This window comes from Catalinimonas alkaloidigena, from assembly GCF_029504655.1.
In the GTDB taxonomy this organism is placed as follows: domain Bacteria; phylum Bacteroidota; class Bacteroidia; order Cytophagales; family Cyclobacteriaceae; genus Catalinimonas; species Catalinimonas alkaloidigena.
The window spans coordinates 607,973-625,539 of the sequence record NZ_JAQFIL010000001.1 but is presented as its reverse complement, the minus strand read 5'-3'; the positions used below and the strand labels follow the sequence as shown (position 1 = coordinate 625,539).

Below are 17,567 nucleotides of genomic sequence, written 5' to 3'. Positions count from 1 at the left end.
TTTTCGGGCTCCTTATTAAGGACGCACATCTACCTCTTTGAGTTCAGCTTCTTCATATTTGACAATAGGCACCAATTGATTATCGTTGGCATTGAAGTAATCATAGCCAGAATATAGAAGACTGTTGATTTTATCTTTCTGTGTATAGAACTCCTGGAAATAAACGCCATACTTGTCCAGCATATTTCCTATGTACATAAGCAGATCATAGCCGGCATAAGCATATTTATTGGGTATGTCATAGTACTTTTTACGGTACTGCTCTTTAAAAGCTTTGAAGTTCTCATTTTCCGGGTTGATATAGCCCGGAGCAATCAGGTACTCCTCAAACCCTTCCAGCTGATCGTATGAAATGGAGCTGATGCCTAGCCAATCTTCATTACCGATCACCGGGATGTTATTTTCTGCCATCACTACAGCACTGACGGTATTGCTGATGATCAGTTCCTTATCAGTAGCTACATAAATCATATTATCTTCTCCCAGTTCGTCCAGCATTTCTACCAGCTCTTCAATACGTTCTCTATTGAAATTTTCTTCTTCCAAAACAGTGGTTTCACGACCTGCCTTTTCAAAGGCTTCTACGAAACTTGATACTCTAAGAGAATCCTGAACAGAAGTACTGGTAATGACCACCGCATGATTTTTATCCAGAGAGTCAATGGCAAACTGTGCCGCTCTTCGCCCTTGTGTAATCAAGCTGGGAAGCATCAGATAAGAAAACGGGTTTTCTCCGATAACCGCAGGGTTGCTGGACAATGGGTTGAACATATACTTTTGGTTCTCCTTGGTATACTGCGTAACCTCCTGGATAGGTCCAGCATATAAGGGACCAATAAACACATCCATCTGCTCCATTTCAGGCCTGCTCAACAGACTCTTGGTTTTATCACCGCTCCTTTCTGTATCGTAGGCATGGATATTTATGTTGAACCCATTCTGTTGTAATTCTTCACTCGCTATCTTAATACCTTTGTACAGATCAAGTACAAATTGATTTCCCTGTTGCCTGGCTTCAGGCTTTAGGTTGCCGTATAAAAAAGGTAAAAGCACTGCGATCTGATAGCTGTTTTTCTTTACTGAAGCTTCTTTACTTACCGTACCAAGGCTGGCCAGATCAATGTCAAATGCATTTACAAGTGAATCTATCACTCTCTGCCCCTCAGCATCGTAGAGTCTGCTGGACATATTTTTTACCAATTGTTCGGCAAGCATTTTATCTTTGGGATGCTGTCTGAGCAATACATCTAACTCTTCAGAAGTAGCTTGTCCTAAAAAATATTCTTTCGCAAAAGCTACATCTTCTTTAAGAGAGGCACTGAGCTGACTGTTATTAATTTCATTTACTAAGCCCATTGCCTGAACATAATCTCCCATTTTAAAATAGGTAACGGCCAGCCAATAATCTACTTCTCCCAGTTTATCCCATTTTGGAAATTTACTAATCACCTGTAAGAACATATTCTTTGCCAGATCGTATTGACCGGCTTTAAGTGCAGAAAGCCCAAAATAATAGTTGGCATATTCTACATAGGGATTACTTTGTTCTTGCCTGCTTAGCGTACGGAATACTTCAATGGCTTGTGAATATTGCGCTTGTTCGTATAATCTTTTGCCCTGTTCATAGCGCCCTTTTAATGAGGCACTTCCCTGATTCGTTTGCGCTTGTACTGTAAAAGACAACAAGCAAAAAATGCAAATACATCTGATCATCATACTTTTCATATAAAAGAATATACGTAAATAACTATTCCCATTCAATGGTAGCCGGAGGTTTAGAGCTGATATCATAAACCACTCTGTTTACTCCTTTTACATTGTTAATAATCTCATTGGACACATCACTTAAAAATTCATAAGGTAAATGACTCCAGTCGGCGGTCATACCATCCACACTGCTTACTGCTCTTAAACTCACAACACCCTCATATGTTCTTTCGTCACCCATTACTCCTACGGATTGAATAGGTAAAAGAATGACTCCTGCCTGCCAGACCTGGTCATAGAGCTTTTCCTGTTTGAGCTTACTAATGAAGATATGATCTACCTCCTGCAATATTCTTACCCTTTCAGCAGTGATATCACCCAAAATCCGGATAGCCAGTCCCGGCCCGGGGAAAGGATGTCTTTGCAGAATGTTTCGCGGGATTTCCAATGTCTTACCCACTTCCCTTACTTCATCTTTAAAAAGTGTTTTGAGTGGCTCAACCACTTTGAGATGCATCTTTTCGGGCAGACCTCCTACATTATGGTGTGACTTAATTGTGGCTGAAGGCCCTTTGACTGATACTGATTCAATTACATCTGGGTAAATGGTACCTTGACCCAGCCATTTTACATCTTTGATCTTGTGTGCTTCAGCATCAAATATTTCAATAAATACTCTGCCGATAGCTTTTCTTTTTTCTTCAGGATCAGAAATGCCGGCCAATGCCGTATAAAACTCTTCATGGGCATCTACTCCTTTTACGTTGAGCCCCAGGTCTTTATATGACGTCAGCACATCCTCAAATTCATTTTTACGGAGAAGTCCGTTATCTACAAAAATACAGTGCAGGTTTTTACCTATTGCCCTGTGTAGCAAAGTAGCAGCCACTGAAGAGTCTACCCCTCCTGAGAGCCCTAATACTACTTTATCATTTCCTAAAGTTTCCTGTAATGAAGCAATCGTAGCCTCCACAAAAATATCAGGAGTCCAGTCCTGAGCGCACTTACAAATATGCACCACAAAATTTCTGAGTACTGTTTTACCTTCCAGCGAATGTGTTACTTCAGGGTGAAACTGTATACCATATGTCTCCTGGTCTTTAATTTTGAAAGCAGCGACTGCCACTGTAGGGGTCTTTGCTATCACTTCAAAAGAATCAGGTACACTGTTAATCGTATCCCCATGTGACATCCATACCTGTGTATCCTGAGTTAGCTCCTTGAGCAGGTCTTTGTGGGTATCTATTTTGCTCAGTTTGGCTCTGCCATACTCTCTGATGCGAGAAGGGACTATCTCTCCCCCGTATTTTTCAGCCATTAATTGAGCTCCATAGCATATACCTAGTACCGGAAGCTTGCCCAGATAATCCTGCAAGTCAATATGAGGTGCTTCCTCGTCTTTCACTGAGCACGGGCTACCTGAAAGTATTACTCCTTTTACGTTTCCTTCCAGGCTATCCGGCTCTGGAAGGTGGTTGAACGGGTGTATCTCACAATACACATTCAGTTCTCTTACCCTACGCGCAATAAGCTGCGTATATTGAGAACCAAAATCGATAATTAGAATCATTTCTGACATGGGGCAAAAATATAATAAAATCCCTATAACCTAAACCACTTGTTCAGTATTCCTTTAAGATCAGTGCAAGCCCGGCCTATCTCCTTCATCAGTCTGGTTTTCAACTTCTTGTAAGCCCGATACACCTCCGGATACAATGAACTTCATGATATCCGCACTGGATGCTGCTTTGATGGGCACCACAAATTTGGCAGGGACGATGTATAAATTACCTGAAAAGTTATATGAATGTGGCAGATATACTGCTACCTGATCTACCAAACCCAGTTGTGACAAATCTTTCTGAGTAATAAAACCAGGTTTCTGGATAACAAATTCAGGGTTAAGTGTGACCAGCACCGGCTGGTTAAATTTCTTTTTATCTCCCACAAAAGCGGATATCAAATCTTTTAACGACGAATAGATTATATTGATTAGCGGAACCTTAACCAGTAATTCTTCCAGAAGCTTAAATATCGGGCCGGCCAGTAGAGTAGATGCCAGGTATCCTATGAGTGTGATGAATACTAAAATGGTAAGCATTCCTAAACCCGGAACTGCAAAAGGAATCAAGCTATCCAGCCAGCTAATGGCTAGAATAATGATATACATAGTGAGTGCAACAGGCACTACAAAGAGAAGACCACGAAAAAAATAAGAAACGAAGCGGTTCATAGGATACACTAAGTTAAAAAAAAAAGGCTTTACATTGATAATGTAAAACCCTTTACAAATGTCAATATTGCTTGTGTTGTTTTAGATAGAGATTCCCACAAAAGATAAAAAAGCAATACCCATAAGTCCAGTAATCAACATCGTAATTCCCAGTCCTTTGAGTCCATCGGGAACGTTGGAATATTTCAAACGTTCACGGATTGCGGCCAGGGCTACAATCGCCAGCAGAAATCCCGTACCAGATCCAAAACCAAATACTGCGGCTTCACCAATAGTATAATCTCTCTGGACCATAAAAAGTGAAGACCCTAATATCGCACAGTTTACAGCAATCAGCGGTAAGAAAATTCCCAGCGTACCATACAGCGCAGGAGAAACTTTTTCAATTACCATTTCAACCAATTGTACCATTGCTGCAATTACCGCAATAAACATGATAAAGCGTAAAAAGCTCAGGTCAATGGTTGCAAACTGATCGCCTGCCCATGTTAGTGCACCTTCCTTTAACACAAGCTCTTGCAGTACCCAGTTAATCGGTACAGTAATCGTAAGTACGAAAACAACGGCGGACCCCAGACCAACAGCGGTAGACACCTTCTTGGATACTGCCAGATAAGAACACATACCTAAGAAATAGGCGAGTACCATGTTCTCAATAAAAATTGCCTTAATTCCTAAATTTATTAAATCCATAGTAAATGTTATTGATCGCTTATCTTTCTACGTATCCAGTTAAGCTACGCTGTACCCAAATAATAATTCCGAGGATCATAAAGGCTCCCACTGGAGATACCATTAGTCCATTAGTAGGGAAGTTTTCAATGCCAATAGCTTCAAAAACTTTAAAGCCAAAAATAGATGCTGATCCAAGAAGCTCTCTGAAAAAGGCCACAGCCAAAATCACCCACGCATATCCAAAGCCACTGCCAAGACCGTCCAGCACAGAATCGTAAGGTTTATTACCCATGGCAAAGGCTTCCAGCCTACCCATTACTATACAGTTGGTAATGATCAGACCTACAAATACTGACAACACTTTCCATGCATCGTAGAAATAAGCTTTCAGCACCTGGTCTACTAATGTTACCAGGGTAGCAATGACGGCTAGTTGCACAATAATTCTAACTCTACCGGGGACCAAATTTCTAATCAGAGAAATAATCAGATTAGAAAAAACAATTACGAAAACCACTGAGACCGCCATGATCAGGGTAGGGCTCAGCTGGGTAGTTACCGCAAGGGCAGAGCAGATTCCTAAAACCTGGACGGTAATAGGATTATCGTCATTGAGAGGGTCGGATACAAACCTCCGTCTCCTTTTTGACAATAAAGCTTCCGATTTCTCTTTTTCTTTTACTGGTTTATCAGCTACTTCTGTGCTCATAATAATATCTGCTTTTTAATAAAAAAGTTTTTATACATCAGTATACTGCTCTTCTGAATCAGGCTTTTCAACATCATTCGCTTTTGCAGCCCTTTCCAGGTAAGGTTGATAATAAGTAAGATAATTAGACAACATATCATTAACACCTACAGCAGTAATCGTTGCACCTGACATACCATCCACCTGATTAGCATTGTAGGCGCTAGGATCTCCGGTCTCCCCTTTCATCATACGCACTGCTACAAGTTCTCCTATGTCATCATAAATCTTCTTACCTGCGAAGCGTTCCTGTACTTCTACTGTAGTGATTCTCGCTCCCAGACCAGGGGTTTCACCGGCATGATCAAATACCACTCCTCTGATGGTTTCGAGGTCGCTTTCCAGCGCAACATATCCCCAGATATCATCCCAGAGACCGCTACCATAGACAGGCAATACATAAGAACTTACTTCTCCATCCTCTCCCTTGTATTTGTAAACTGGATAAAGTCGGTCTTCAGGAGCCTTATCATACTGAGAGGCAATGTTCACTTTTTCAGCTATTACAGGCTCTCCGTCTACTTCCTGAACTTCTTCTCCACTAGCGTTTACCACCAGTGTCTCAACTCTTTCGTTATAAATAGCAGGAATATCATCTGTAGGCTGCAGGTCCATTACTGCACCTAAGATCTTCTTCTGCGTATCCAAAGCGACTTGCATATCCTGCATAGGCTTAAGCCCTACAGACGCAAGTGAAATCAATCCGCCAAGTATGATGGTCAATACAGCGGAGAATACGATAATATAAGTGTTAGACTGTCGCACGTTGTAATCTTCTTTTTTTGTTTGATTGAACAACTACATGGTCAATAAGCGGTGCAAATACATTCATGAAGAGTACTGCCAACATGATTCCTTCCGGATAAGCAGGATTTAATACTCTTATGATTACTGTAATAATTCCGATTAGTGCACCGTAAACCCATTTTCCGGATTCTGTATGTGCAGCAGATACAGGATCAGTCGCCATAAATACCGCACCAAAAGCTAAACCACCCATTACCCAGTGGTAATGAGCAGGCATCATCATAAATTCGTTAGCACCAAAAGCAGTCAGTAAATATCCCAAGCCTAAGGCACCACCAAATACACTTAAAATAATTTTCCAGCTACCCACTCCAGTAGCGATAAGAATAATGGCTCCAACCAATGCCATCAACGTAGAGGTTTCCCCAATTGATCCCGGAATAAAGCCTATAAACATATTCCAGAAAGAAAAAAGACCATCATTAGTGGTAGCCAATGTAGAAGTAACTTCCTGTGTTCCGTCAACAAGTATAGTCTCTGCAGCCAGTCCCAATGCGGTAGCTCCGGTAAAACCGTCAGCATATTGCTGGTCACCTAAATAGTACCACACATCTCCCGACATATCCGAAGGGTAAGCAAAATACAAGAAAGCACGGGCTGTCATGGCAACGTTCAGTACATTCATGCCCGTCCCTCCAAATACTTCTTTGGCAATCACCACGGCAAAGACAGATGCTAATGCTACCTGCCACAATGGAATAGTAGGTGGCAAAATCAATGGAATTAACATTCCTGTTACCAAAAAGCCTTCGTTGATCGGATGGCGGCGGATAAGAGAGAATACCACTTCTACCAAGCCTCCGGCTACATAGGCAGTAAGTACAACCGGCAATACCACGGTAGCACCTAGCAGAACTTTTTCGCCGAAGGTAGCCAACTGGCCGGTAGCCAGAAAATGTGTATGTCCTACATTATATATGCCGAACAACAGGCATGGAATCATCGCTACTACTACGGTAATCATTAAGCGCTTCAGATTGATCGCATCGCGCACCTGAGCACCTTTAATTCCAGTAGTTTCATTGGGTACAAATAAGAAGGTCTCATTAGCCTCAAAGAGGTAATAATACTTCTCAAACTTACCACCTTTTTCAAATAGTGGCTTCTGCTTGTCTAATATATCTCTAATCGCTTTCATATATACCTTTACAATATTTATGTAGTAGCTTTAATCAGGTTAATACCTTCGCGTAGTATGGCCTGAATTTCATGTTTGGATACATCTATAAATTCGCATAGGGCAAGGTCTTCTTCAATGACTTCAAATATCCCAAGTGCTTCCATATCGTCATAATCTTCCGCCATGATTGCTTTGATCAAGTATTCCGGCAGGATATCCATAGGAGTTACTTTCTCAAATATCCCGGTTTGCACAAAGGCTCTCTCCTCGCCCAGTGTATTGGTGGTTAACACAAATTCTTTCTTGGGATTGAGAAAAGACAGTAAACCTAACGCCCTGTGAAAGCTTAACTTACTGGTCGTAGGCTTTAACCATCCTAGAAATTCGTATTGGTCTCCTTCAGGAATTACTGTCAGTTGATGATGGTAAAATCCAAGGTATCCTTGTTTACTGATTTTTTCCCCGGTAAGCACATTTCCAGAGATATAGCGCACATGCTCCTGCTTGATATTACCTTCCACGAGTTTATCTATGCAAGCGCCTATATAAGTCTGGTAGTACTTAGGTTCCTTCACTTCAGAGCCGGTAAGGGCAATAGTCTTGGAAGCATCAAATACTCCATTCAAAAACATTTTACCTATTTGTACTACGCCATATGGATCAATAGTCCATACCAAATCACCTTTACCAATAGGGTCTGTGTGGTGAATATGTACTCCTACATTACCGGCAGGGTGAGGTCCTGAAAACTTGTTGACCTGAACGCCTTTTACGTTGGAGAATATAGGAGAAACCTCTGCGTCGGCATTTACACCCAGGTTTACTTTTCCGCTTGTAAATTTCTTGAGGATTTCAATGCCCGCTTCAAAAAAGCTTGCCTGATTCTTCAGTAGAACATCATAGTCAGGGGCCAGAGGATGAGTATCAAAGGTAGAAATAAAAATAGCCTTGGGGGTATCTTCAGGATTGGCGACAATACCATAGGGACGTTGGATAAGCTGTGGCCAAACGCCTCCTTTAAGCATAGTTTCCTGAGCCTGCTCTCTACTAATGCCTGACAATTCTGATGCTGAATGCTCCTTAAACTGTTCGTATTCAATTTGCTTGTCAGCCAAAATTTTAATTTCAAGCAGCTTTCGCTTCTCTCCTCTTACTATTTCTACAACCTCTCCACTTACCGGAGCGCAGTACATGACCTGGTTCATTTTCTTGTCAAATAAAACCGGTGTACCAGCCTTGACGACATCTCCTTCCCGTACAGTAACTTTGGGACGAATGATACCGATAAAGTCAGTAGGTTTTACAGAGAAAGTTTCTGATCTGTCAGCTTCGGCAACTACTTGTTGAGGTTTACCTGCAAGATTTATGTTAAATCCTTTTTTAAGTTTGATGTGCTGAGACATTTACCGTTGCAAATAAGGTTTATATGATCGTTTCCATTGGAAAAACGCTGCAAAAATAATCAAAATCAGCTAATAACCTTAATTTTTCTCAGTTACTTCTGATCTATGCAGCATATTCAGTTTATGTTATGGTTCAATACCATTCAGCTAAGTATCTCAGGCAGTCGTAACGCATCTTTCACCGATACTTTTGATGGCATTAGCTACGTTTTCCATGAGCCACATAGGCGTGGAGGTAGCTCCACAGACACCTGCTTTTTCAGCATTTTCAAACCACTCTGCCTCCAACTCTTCCTCATTGGCGATGAAATAGCTTCTTTCGTTTTCGGCTTTGCAAACACTGTATAAGGCTTTGCCGTTTGAGCTTTTTTTACTACTCACAAATATAATAACGTCCTGCTCCCTAGAAAACCTTTGTAACTGAGGTTCTCTGTTAGAAACCTGCCTGCAAATACTGTCATTTGCGTTAAACTCAATGGTTTTTAAATCATGGCTGGAAGCGCGCATCCGCTCTTCTATCATTGCTTTTATACGGTAGAACCCTTTAGTGCTTTTGGTGGTCTGGCTAAACAAGGTGACGGGACGTGCGAAATCTATTTCGTCCAGATCTTCATCCTTAAGAATAATAATAGCATCTCCTCTTGTTTGTCCAGTCAAGCCAATAATTTCGGCATGCCCAGGCTGGCCGTAAATCACAACCTGCCCGCTCTTCTCCTGCATGGCATCGTAAGCATTTTTCACTCGGTTTTGCAGTTTGAGCACGACCGGACAAGAAGCATCAATAAGTTCAATATTATTTTTTAATGCGGTTTGATAAGTCTCGGGAGGCTCACCATGTGCCCTTATTAGCACTTTGCAGTCAGTAACTCTGGAAAGATCGTCTCTGTTAATAATGCGCAACCCTTTGTCATGTAGTCTTTTGACTTCCATGTCATTGTGCACTATGTCTCCCAAGCAGTAGAGTTTGTTACCATCCTGCATTTCATCTTCAGCCATTTGGATGGCAAATTCAACTCCAAAACAATAACCTGAGTTACTATCAATTGTTACTTCCATAGGAAGAAATCACTTTTTAGTTTCTTAAAAGTATACAGTGCAAATTGTTATCTTTCTATCAGTTTTTTTGCGAGATCTACAATCTTTTTTACCTGCTCATCAAAATTCAGATAAGTAGTATCTATCTCTATGGCATCTTCTGTTCTGATCAAGGGGCTCTGCGCTCTGCTGCTATCCAGTTTATCTCTTTCTCTAAGATTATTTTCTATTTCTTCCAGTGACGCTCCCCCCCCTTTCTCAGCCAGTTCTTTCATTCTTCTTTCAGCGCGCACTTTCAGGTCTGCTGTCATAAAAATTTTTAGCTCGGCTTCAGGAAAAACATGACTTCCAATATCACGTCCATCCATCACTACTCTTTTATCTTTACCTAGCGCTCTTTGCTGACTGACCATTTTTTTTCGTACCACTGGCAGTGCACTAACTGCACTTACGTTTTTGGAAACTTCCATTTTTCTAATCTCCTCCTCAACGTTTTCGCCATTTAAATAAGTTTCATTAAGCAGGCTATCTTCATTACGTGAAAAGCGGATATTAATAGCATCCAAAGCTTCTGCTACCACTTCTGAGTCCTGCAAATTTACCTGGTGTCGGAGGAAGTAAAGTGTTACCGCACGATACATAGCGCCTGAGTCGAGATAAGTGTACTTAAGAGCCTTCGCTACCTCTTTAGCAGTAGAACTCTTGCCACAACCGGAATAACCATCTAAAGCTATGATAATATCCTGCATAATGCAGTGTAAGGTTAACAGTCTCTTATGGGACAGGGAATGGCCCCTTTTTTGGGTAACTTCCTGGGCTTATTGGTAGCGCATGCACTCATAAGACCGATCAAAAGTATAACGCACATCATTGATAACCTAATTTTTTTCCATCCAATCATAAGCTCTCGTCATTTTTGTCAAAGAAACGAATTTGTGCTTACAAATAATTCATAAGATAAAGAATCATCTTACTTGGAGCACCTTGTTCTATTGTTTCTTTTTTTTTAAATATTTCACATCATTTAAAACAATCTTGAAAATCAACAGGTTATAACTTTTTAGGCCTAAACCGTAAAGCTCATGGAAACTAATAGTAAAAATACCATTGAACGCTTGGGAGTAAAATATGGGGTATTAATGACCTTGGCATTGGTAGGTTATTTTCTTCTTATGAAGGCTGTTAATTTGGAACAAAATCTGGAGCTCAGAGTTTTTAACCTGATTATACTGTCTAGCTTTGTGTTGATGGCCATAGACAAATACAAAAAGAAGAAAGGGCTACACCTGACCTACCTGAAAGGTGTAGGTTTGGGCCTGCTGACTTCAGTGGTAGGGGTATTTGTTTTTGCAACTTTGGTACTATTGTATGTTACCATTTTAGATCCGGCATTTATGGAGATCATCAAACAAAACGAACCTTTCGGTAGTTATTTAAATCCTTTGCTGGTAAGTATAGCGATTTTGATTGAAGGTACTGCCTCAGGATTTATTGCAACTTTTGCGATAATGCAATACTATAAGGTTAGTCATCTCGTTTCTATACATGGCGAGTAATATAAAAACAGAAAATTAAGATTTTTTTATTGTTTTTATCATTTTTATGTAACCTTTGTCGTATAATCACGTCTTTATTGATAAACGTTGTAAAGAGAAGTAAAAATATTAAAGATATATAGTTTGGCAAATGCCAAATATTTAAGATTTGATTGAGTAGTTTTAGGTTGTTGTATTAGTAGTGAAAAAAGTGATCCTTTTAGGTTCACTTTTTTTTTGTTTATATCCCTATCTTGCTGATTATTTTTCTTTAGCTATATGATTCACATCTCCGTAGATTCTTTGAGCAAACATTACCTGACCGCTGAGGGCAGGGAAAAATTTCTTTTTGAAAATATCTCCTTTGGGATAGAACAAGGTCAAAAAGTAGCATTAGTTGGTGTAAATGGCACAGGTAAGTCTACTTTGCTCCGGATTATCTCAGGACTTGAAGTTCAGGATAAGGGCCAGGTGGTGGTTAGTAAAGATGTAAGACTGGCTTTTGCCGAGCAACAACCACAGTTTGATCAAAACGCGACAGTGTTATCAGCAATTTATGAAAGTGAAAACGAAGTGCTTCAGCTACTAAGAGACTACCGTCAGGAATTATACAAAGATGCTACTTCTGACCGCCTTCAAGGCCTCATGAGCCGAGTAGATAGTCTTAATGCCTGGGATTATGAACATCAGATTGAACAAATACTTGGTCAGTTGGGCATATATGATCTTGAGCAGCAGGTAAGTCAGCTTTCCGGAGGGCAACGTAAGAGGGTAGCCCTTGCCCGTGCACTCATAGAACGCCCTGACTTTTTGATTCTGGACGAACCTACCAACCACCTTGATCTGGACACCATAGAGTGGCTGGAAAATTATTTGTCTACCCAAAAAATGTCCCTTTTGCTGGTCACACACGACCGTTACTTTCTGGAGCGAGTAACCAATGAGATACTGGAACTGGATCAGGGCAATGTATATCGCTACAAAGGGAACTACCAGTATTTTCTGGAAAAGAAAAATGAGCGCATGGCACAGCAGCAGGCCAGCATTGACAAGGCGCAAAACCTGATGCGCAAAGAACTGGAATGGATGCGTAGACAACCTAAAGCAAGGGGCACAAAAGCGAAATACAGGGTAGAGGCTTTTTACGATTTGAAGGACCAGGCCAATAAAAAGGTAGAAGACCGAAACATAGAGCTGGGTCTGAAAGGAAGACGACAAGGAAAAAAAATTCTGGAGCTTTCACATATCCAAAAGGCATATGATGAGAAAAAAATTGTAGATGATTTTTCCTACACCTTCAAAAGAAGTGACCGCATTGGAGTGATAGGAAAAAATGGCTCCGGCAAAACTACCTTTCTGAATATGCTTACCGGGCAGCTGCCCCCTGATGCAGGTGAGATTGACCTTGGACAAAATACGGTATTTGGGTACTATACCCAACAGGAAATCAGCTTCAACGATGACCAAAGGGTGATTGATGTAGTGAAGGAAGTCGCTGAAATTGTGGAGGTCAGCAAGGGTAACTTTATTTCTGCTTCTCAGTTTCTGCAACATTTTATGTTTCCTCCGGAGATGCACTATAACAAGGTGAGAAATCTGAGTGGTGGTGAAAAGCGTAGGCTTCAACTTCTCCGCGTCTTAATGAAAAACCCGAATTTCCTCATTCTTGATGAGCCTACCAATGACCTGGACTTGATGACGCTGAATGTATTGGAAGATTTTCTGTTTAATTTTGATGGTTGTCTGCTCCTGGTTTCTCACGACCGCTACTTTATGGACCGATTGGTGGAACACCTGTTCGTATTTAGTGATCAGGGAGGTGAAATCAAGGACTTCCCCGGGAATTATACTGATTATAGGGAGACTCTTCAAGAAGAGAGTGAAAAGAAATCGTCTTCTGAAAAATCTTCAGCAAAAAAAGAGCAAAAGACTTCTCCCAAAGCTGCTGATGAAAGCAAGAGTCGTAAAGCTTCCTATAAAGAAAAACGTGAATATGCTCTTCTAGAAGAGGAAATTGAAAAACTGGAAGCTGAAAAAGAACAGCTAACTGAAGAACTCAACCAGATTTCTTCCTCTGCTGCTCCTGACCACCACGCATTAACCGAAGTTTCCCAAAAAATTGAAAGCATCAGCAAACAGATTGACGAAAAATCTGACCGTTGGCTGGAGCTGGCTGAGCTAATGGAGTAGGTCGTCTTGGAGCTTTTAGGGTGTGAGAGGGTGCAACTTCATATTGCTAAATGAGTGGTCAAAAGAACACTAACACGATTCATTCCACCACATCATCCACATCGTTTACAAAGGTGACCATAAATCCGGCAAGTATCATGGCTGCGCCACCCAGCATCAGCACATAAATTCCATGGTTGTCAAAGAAAGTACGGGAAATATAACCTAGCGTACTGGAAGCGATGATCTGGGGAATGACAATAAAAAAATTAAAAATCCCCATATAGATGCCCATCTTAGAGGCTGGTAATGAGCCTGCAAGTATGGCATAAGGCATGGTAAGTATGCTTGCCCAGGCCAACCCAACACCTAACATAGTGACTAGAAGAATGACAGGGTCATCAATAAAAAAAACAGAGATCAAACTCATACCTCCTACTATAAGTGATAGGGCATGTACTTTTTTTCTGCCCATACTTAATGCCAGCCTGGGCAACATAAAAGCCAGAATAGCTGAAACCCCATTATAAACGGCAAAGCATACACCTACCCAGTTGGCTCCTTCATTGTATAATGATGAGGTAGGATCGGTTGTACCATACACATGCTCGGTAACTGCGGCTGTCGTATAGAGCCACATACAAAAGAGCGCAAACCAAGTAAAAAACTGAACTAAGGCCAATTGCACCATCGTTTTGGGCATTCTCACAAAATCAATCAGGATCTGTACCATACCTTGATCCTGCTCTTCTGTATATTCTTCTCCATGAAAATGCTTAAACTCTTTTGGAGGATATTCCTTAGTTTTGATGACTGACCAGATTACCGCCGAAAAGAAAGCGAATGCTCCCAGATAAAAGGAGATTTTGACTGAATCTGGTATCTGACCGGCAGGAGCAGTATTGCTCACACCGAACCATTCGGTCATCATATAGGGTAAAGCAGAAGCTACCACAGCCCCCACTCCTATGAAGAAAGTCTGAACCGCAAAGCCGGTGGTTCGCTGAATAGAAGGAAGCATGTCGGCGACCAAAGCCCGAAACGGTTCCATAGAAATATTGATGGATGCATCCATAATCCACAGCATCCCTGCCGCCACCCAAAGCACAGGAGAGTTAGGCATAAATACCAGCGCAATGCTGGCAAGTATCGCTCCTATCAGAAAATATGGCCTTCTTCTCCCCAGCCTGGGATGCCAGGTACGGTCACTGAAGTAACCGATGATAGGTTGAACCAGTAAACCGGTAGTTGGAGCTGCCAGCCACAATATTGGAATCTCATCTTTACTCGCTCCCAGGGTTTCAAAAATACGGCTGGTATTGGCATTTTGAAGGGCAAAACCAAACTGAATGCCCAGGAATCCAAAATTCATATTCCATATTTGCCAAAAACTCAGGCGAGGTTTTTGGGCAACCTGCTCAATCGTAGTTTCCATAGAATAGGTAGTGTGTAAATTTCCGATCTTATACACAAGTGGCCAGCATTAAAATGTTTTCTTTCAAACCTAAGAGTATAAAAAGACAACAAAGGCTAAATGTTTAATGATTTCGCAAATTATATATTTAATAATTTAAGTTGTGGATAATGTTTTGTTAAAAGTAAAAGCAAATAGGAACAGAACGACCTTGAGCAAGAACCCCTGTGGGGTAACTGCATGGATTTTTCCGGGAAAGCGAGCAGTAACTTGGCTGAAGCAGGTTTCAATACGCTTTCTGTAATGCTTTTTTAAAAAACGCATAGCTGCGTTATCCTGCCTTTTTGAGTTAGATTTTCGCTCTACCAATAGGCGCACCTGATCGCATTCTTCATAAAGGTCTTCCAACTCATAATGCGTATAAGCACTGTCAGCATAAAGTTCACTACCTTGAGGTAAGTATAGGGACATAGCTTGTAAAGCTGTATTGTCGTGAATAGAACCAGCCGTGATCAAATAATCCACTGGTATACCATCGGCGGTGGTAACTACCTGTACCTTAAAACCATAGAAATACTGTCGTTTGGAGGCATTGTATCCCCGATAAGATTCATGTTTTAGTAGCTTGCACCTCCCAATACGAATGTTTTTACAAACAGCTACTGGGAACGAATCTATTAAGTAGCGACTTGCAGTGTTGAGTTGCTTGAGACTCTCCCCCAATGCTAAAAAGATCCTGATTAAAGTATTTGATAGGCGATGCAGATGGCGATTAAAGTTAGACTTGTCTATTTTGGCCATCCCATGATGTTGCTGCATGTATTGACAAGTAGTGTGCTGGTTGCCATAAAAGTACTGGGCTGAGAGCAGGGCAGTAGTTAATATCTCCGCATCACTTACTTTGCGACGAATGTCTATGTGGGGTTGGCTGATTTTTAAATAATCGTCCATAAAACAATATATTGCAATAGTATAGTCTGTCATGTAATTGTTAGGTAAAGTGTGGTAACTTCACTTTAACAATCTTTTGGCAGACTATGCTTCATTTAACCTTTTAATTCGCAACTTGAGTTTAATAATTACACAAAATGCGAATATTCAAATTACTCAACCAAATTTAAGATAATAATCAATTCTTCACCTAACTCTCTTATTTCTCTGATCATTTTTTAAAGATGGGAAGACATCTGCTCTAAAAAGATCAAAAAGTAATCAGCGGGCATGCGCTAAGTTGTCTATGTGATACTGCTCATATTTAGGATCGGCCTGGATAGCTTGGATCACTTTTTCTAATGAATCAACCACTGAAGGTAATCTAAACGAGCTCCATTTATTAGCATGCTTTTGTATTTCCCAACGGTCAATATTGTCCCAATGCTTAGGGGTAGGAGTATTGTAAATATCAACGAAAGACTGAAGTACATGAATACACTCTTTCGCCTCATCCGAGTCTGGCGAGAAGTTTTTTAGCTGCTGCCCAACATCTTCAGGATAAGCGTAAGGCCAGTAATTGGCAAAATCATGGAAGTTACTTCCCAGTCTGAGGGCTGCCACTGAAACCCGCTGTATAACAATTGTTTTGAGGGGAACCGGCTGTTTGTCTTCAAAAGCTTTTTGCATGCGCTCAAGTTGGGCAGCTGTCGCTACCGTACTTCTTTCCTTTAGGTCATCGACCTCCTCTTCGCTAAACTTAATATTATATTTCTGTTCAGCCTCAGTCAGCGCAGAATCTATATAAGCGTAAAATTCTGCACGTAACTCAGCATCTACCTTAGTAACTACTGAACTATCCACTGAAGTGATGTGTGCCAGTACAAAGGACAAAAGACAGCCTGCGACAAATGTATATCCCATCCAGCTAAAACAGCGAACAGCAAGCCGGAAAGTATGCCATCCATGCAAAAAAATAACTAAAGGTAAAAGGTAAAAAAGTAAACCACTTGCCCCGGTGAATACTGGAATAGGCTGGTCTCCAAAGTACCCTGCATAGCCCCAGGGAGTGCCGGAACCAAAGCGAACGACCACTTCTAAGATCATCCAGAAAATAAATATCGCAGAGAGTTAAGCCAGACGAATGTAACGTCTCTTGAAAAGATGTCGGACATCCATCTTTTGCTGCCATATCCATAACATCAGATTCGTACCCAGACTGCCAGACAGCGCGGCATAGAAATAGTAAAAAACTGCTTCTTCTCAGCATTAAGTTCTACCAGATTTCGCAAAGCGCTGAACAGAAAGCGGAAGAGCTCTCGGCCATAATTAAAAAACAAACTCAGCGTAACCGCCGCAAATACTCCTAAAGCTATTCCCAGATAAAAGCAAACATTACCAATGTGGCTAACACTTGATTTTTGCTTGATAAGTTGAATGCTCATCTCTAGCGCTCATAAAATGTAAGTATTGAGTCTTAAGCAACTACACTTATATTTACAAGCTATTTTTTATAGCGATGCGAGCGAAAATATTTGATAAAAAGCAGAATAATCACTGTAGAAAGTACGATCTGGAAAAAGGCAAACCAGGCATAATCAAGATAAAACATCAGGTATACAAATAAAGCCATGGAGCCAAATACTAAAATCAGAAGTACGAATACACCTAAAAAATCTTTCATAGCTAAAAAAAATGATGTTTGAATCTGCATAGATAAAACAGCTGACCTCAAACATTGTTAATATGCTTGTTATATTAAGGTATACTCTGAATACTTTTTTGATGATT

Annotated in this window: 17 protein-coding genes; 2 read left to right on the top strand and 15 right to left on the bottom strand. The window is 40.8% G+C overall.

Annotated features, from left to right (window positions below; genetic code table 11):
* Positions 1–15: 15 nt before the first annotated feature.
* From OKW21_RS02610 to cmk, 10 genes are all read right to left on the bottom strand, one after another.
* Positions 16–1,686, bottom strand: a complete 1,671-nt coding sequence (locus OKW21_RS02610) for a tetratricopeptide repeat protein (protein WP_277476928.1) — start codon at positions 1,684–1,686, stop codon at positions 16–18.
* A gap of 61 nt (positions 1,687–1,747) precedes the next feature.
* Positions 1,748–3,286 (bottom strand): glutamine-hydrolyzing GMP synthase, encoded by a 1,539-nt coding sequence (guaA, locus tag OKW21_RS02605; RefSeq protein WP_277476925.1) that lies wholly within the window; start codon positions 3,284–3,286, stop codon positions 1,748–1,750.
* A 60-nt stretch (positions 3,287–3,346) separates the two neighbouring features.
* Positions 3,347–3,940 (bottom strand): DUF502 domain-containing protein, encoded by a 594-nt coding sequence (locus OKW21_RS02600; protein ID WP_277476924.1) that lies wholly within the window; start codon positions 3,938–3,940, stop codon positions 3,347–3,349.
* A gap of 81 nt (positions 3,941–4,021) precedes the next feature.
* Positions 4,022–4,633, bottom strand: a complete 612-nt coding sequence (gene nqrE / locus OKW21_RS02595) for an NADH:ubiquinone reductase (Na(+)-transporting) subunit E (RefSeq protein WP_277476922.1) — start codon at positions 4,631–4,633, stop codon at positions 4,022–4,024.
* A gap of 19 nt (positions 4,634–4,652) precedes the next feature.
* Positions 4,653–5,324, bottom strand: a complete 672-nt coding sequence (locus OKW21_RS02590) for an NADH:ubiquinone reductase (Na(+)-transporting) subunit D (protein ID WP_277476921.1) — start codon at positions 5,322–5,324, stop codon at positions 4,653–4,655.
* A gap of 30 nt (positions 5,325–5,354) precedes the next feature.
* Positions 5,355–6,128: an NADH:ubiquinone reductase (Na(+)-transporting) subunit C gene (nqrC, locus tag OKW21_RS02585; RefSeq protein WP_277476919.1), complete on the bottom strand. Its 774-nt coding sequence runs from the start codon at positions 6,126–6,128 to the stop codon at positions 5,355–5,357.
* A complete protein-coding gene (locus OKW21_RS02580; RefSeq protein ID WP_277476916.1) occupies positions 6,115–7,308 on the bottom strand; it encodes an NADH:ubiquinone reductase (Na(+)-transporting) subunit B in 1,194 nt (397 codons plus the stop codon). The genes nqrC and OKW21_RS02580 overlap by 14 nt, the downstream gene beginning before the upstream one ends.
* 17 nt (positions 7,309–7,325) lie before the next feature.
* Positions 7,326–8,693 (bottom strand): Na(+)-translocating NADH-quinone reductase subunit A, encoded by a 1,368-nt coding sequence (locus OKW21_RS02575; RefSeq protein WP_277476914.1) that lies wholly within the window; start codon positions 8,691–8,693, stop codon positions 7,326–7,328.
* A 156-nt stretch (positions 8,694–8,849) separates the two neighbouring features.
* A complete protein-coding gene (locus OKW21_RS02570; RefSeq protein WP_277476912.1) occupies positions 8,850–9,749 on the bottom strand; it encodes a 4-hydroxy-3-methylbut-2-enyl diphosphate reductase in 900 nt (299 codons plus the stop codon).
* 47 nt (positions 9,750–9,796) lie between these two features.
* Entirely contained in the window at positions 9,797–10,477 is a 681-nt protein-coding gene (cmk, locus tag OKW21_RS02565) for a (d)CMP kinase (RefSeq protein WP_277476909.1), read from the bottom strand.
* A gap of 333 nt (positions 10,478–10,810) precedes the next feature.
* On the opposite strand from cmk, the gene OKW21_RS02560 reads away from it, so the two are divergent.
* Both OKW21_RS02560 and OKW21_RS02555 read left to right on the top strand, forming a co-directional pair.
* Positions 10,811–11,284 (top strand): DUF4199 domain-containing protein, encoded by a 474-nt coding sequence (locus OKW21_RS02560; RefSeq protein ID WP_277476906.1) that lies wholly within the window; start codon positions 10,811–10,813, stop codon positions 11,282–11,284.
* A gap of 258 nt (positions 11,285–11,542) precedes the next feature.
* Positions 11,543–13,453, top strand: a complete 1,911-nt coding sequence (locus tag OKW21_RS02555; protein WP_277476903.1) for an ABC-F family ATP-binding cassette domain-containing protein — start codon at positions 11,543–11,545, stop codon at positions 13,451–13,453.
* 79 nt (positions 13,454–13,532) lie between these two features.
* On the opposite strand, the gene OKW21_RS02550 is transcribed toward OKW21_RS02555, so the two are convergent.
* The 5 genes from OKW21_RS02550 to OKW21_RS02530 form a co-directional block, all read right to left on the bottom strand.
* Positions 13,533–14,867, bottom strand: a complete 1,335-nt coding sequence (locus OKW21_RS02550) for an MFS transporter (protein WP_277476901.1) — start codon at positions 14,865–14,867, stop codon at positions 13,533–13,535.
* Between the two features lie 135 nt (positions 14,868–15,002).
* Complete coding sequence (locus tag OKW21_RS02545; RefSeq protein WP_277476897.1) at positions 15,003–15,830, bottom strand: IS982 family transposase; 828 nt, start codon at positions 15,828–15,830, stop codon at positions 15,003–15,005.
* A 228-nt stretch (positions 15,831–16,058) separates the two neighbouring features.
* Positions 16,059–16,883 carry a hypothetical protein gene (locus OKW21_RS02540; protein WP_277476895.1) on the bottom strand — a complete coding sequence of 275 codons (825 nt, stop codon included), beginning with the start codon at positions 16,881–16,883 and terminating at the stop codon, positions 16,059–16,061.
* A gap of 95 nt (positions 16,884–16,978) precedes the next feature.
* On the bottom strand, positions 16,979–17,221 hold the full coding sequence (locus OKW21_RS02535; protein ID WP_277476894.1) for a hypothetical protein: 243 nt from the start codon (positions 17,219–17,221) through the stop codon (positions 16,979–16,981).
* A 59-nt stretch (positions 17,222–17,280) separates the two neighbouring features.
* Positions 17,281–17,460, bottom strand: coding sequence for a hypothetical protein (locus OKW21_RS02530; protein WP_277476892.1), 180 nt, complete (start codon positions 17,458–17,460; stop codon positions 17,281–17,283).
* Positions 17,461–17,567: the final 107 nt, after the last annotated feature.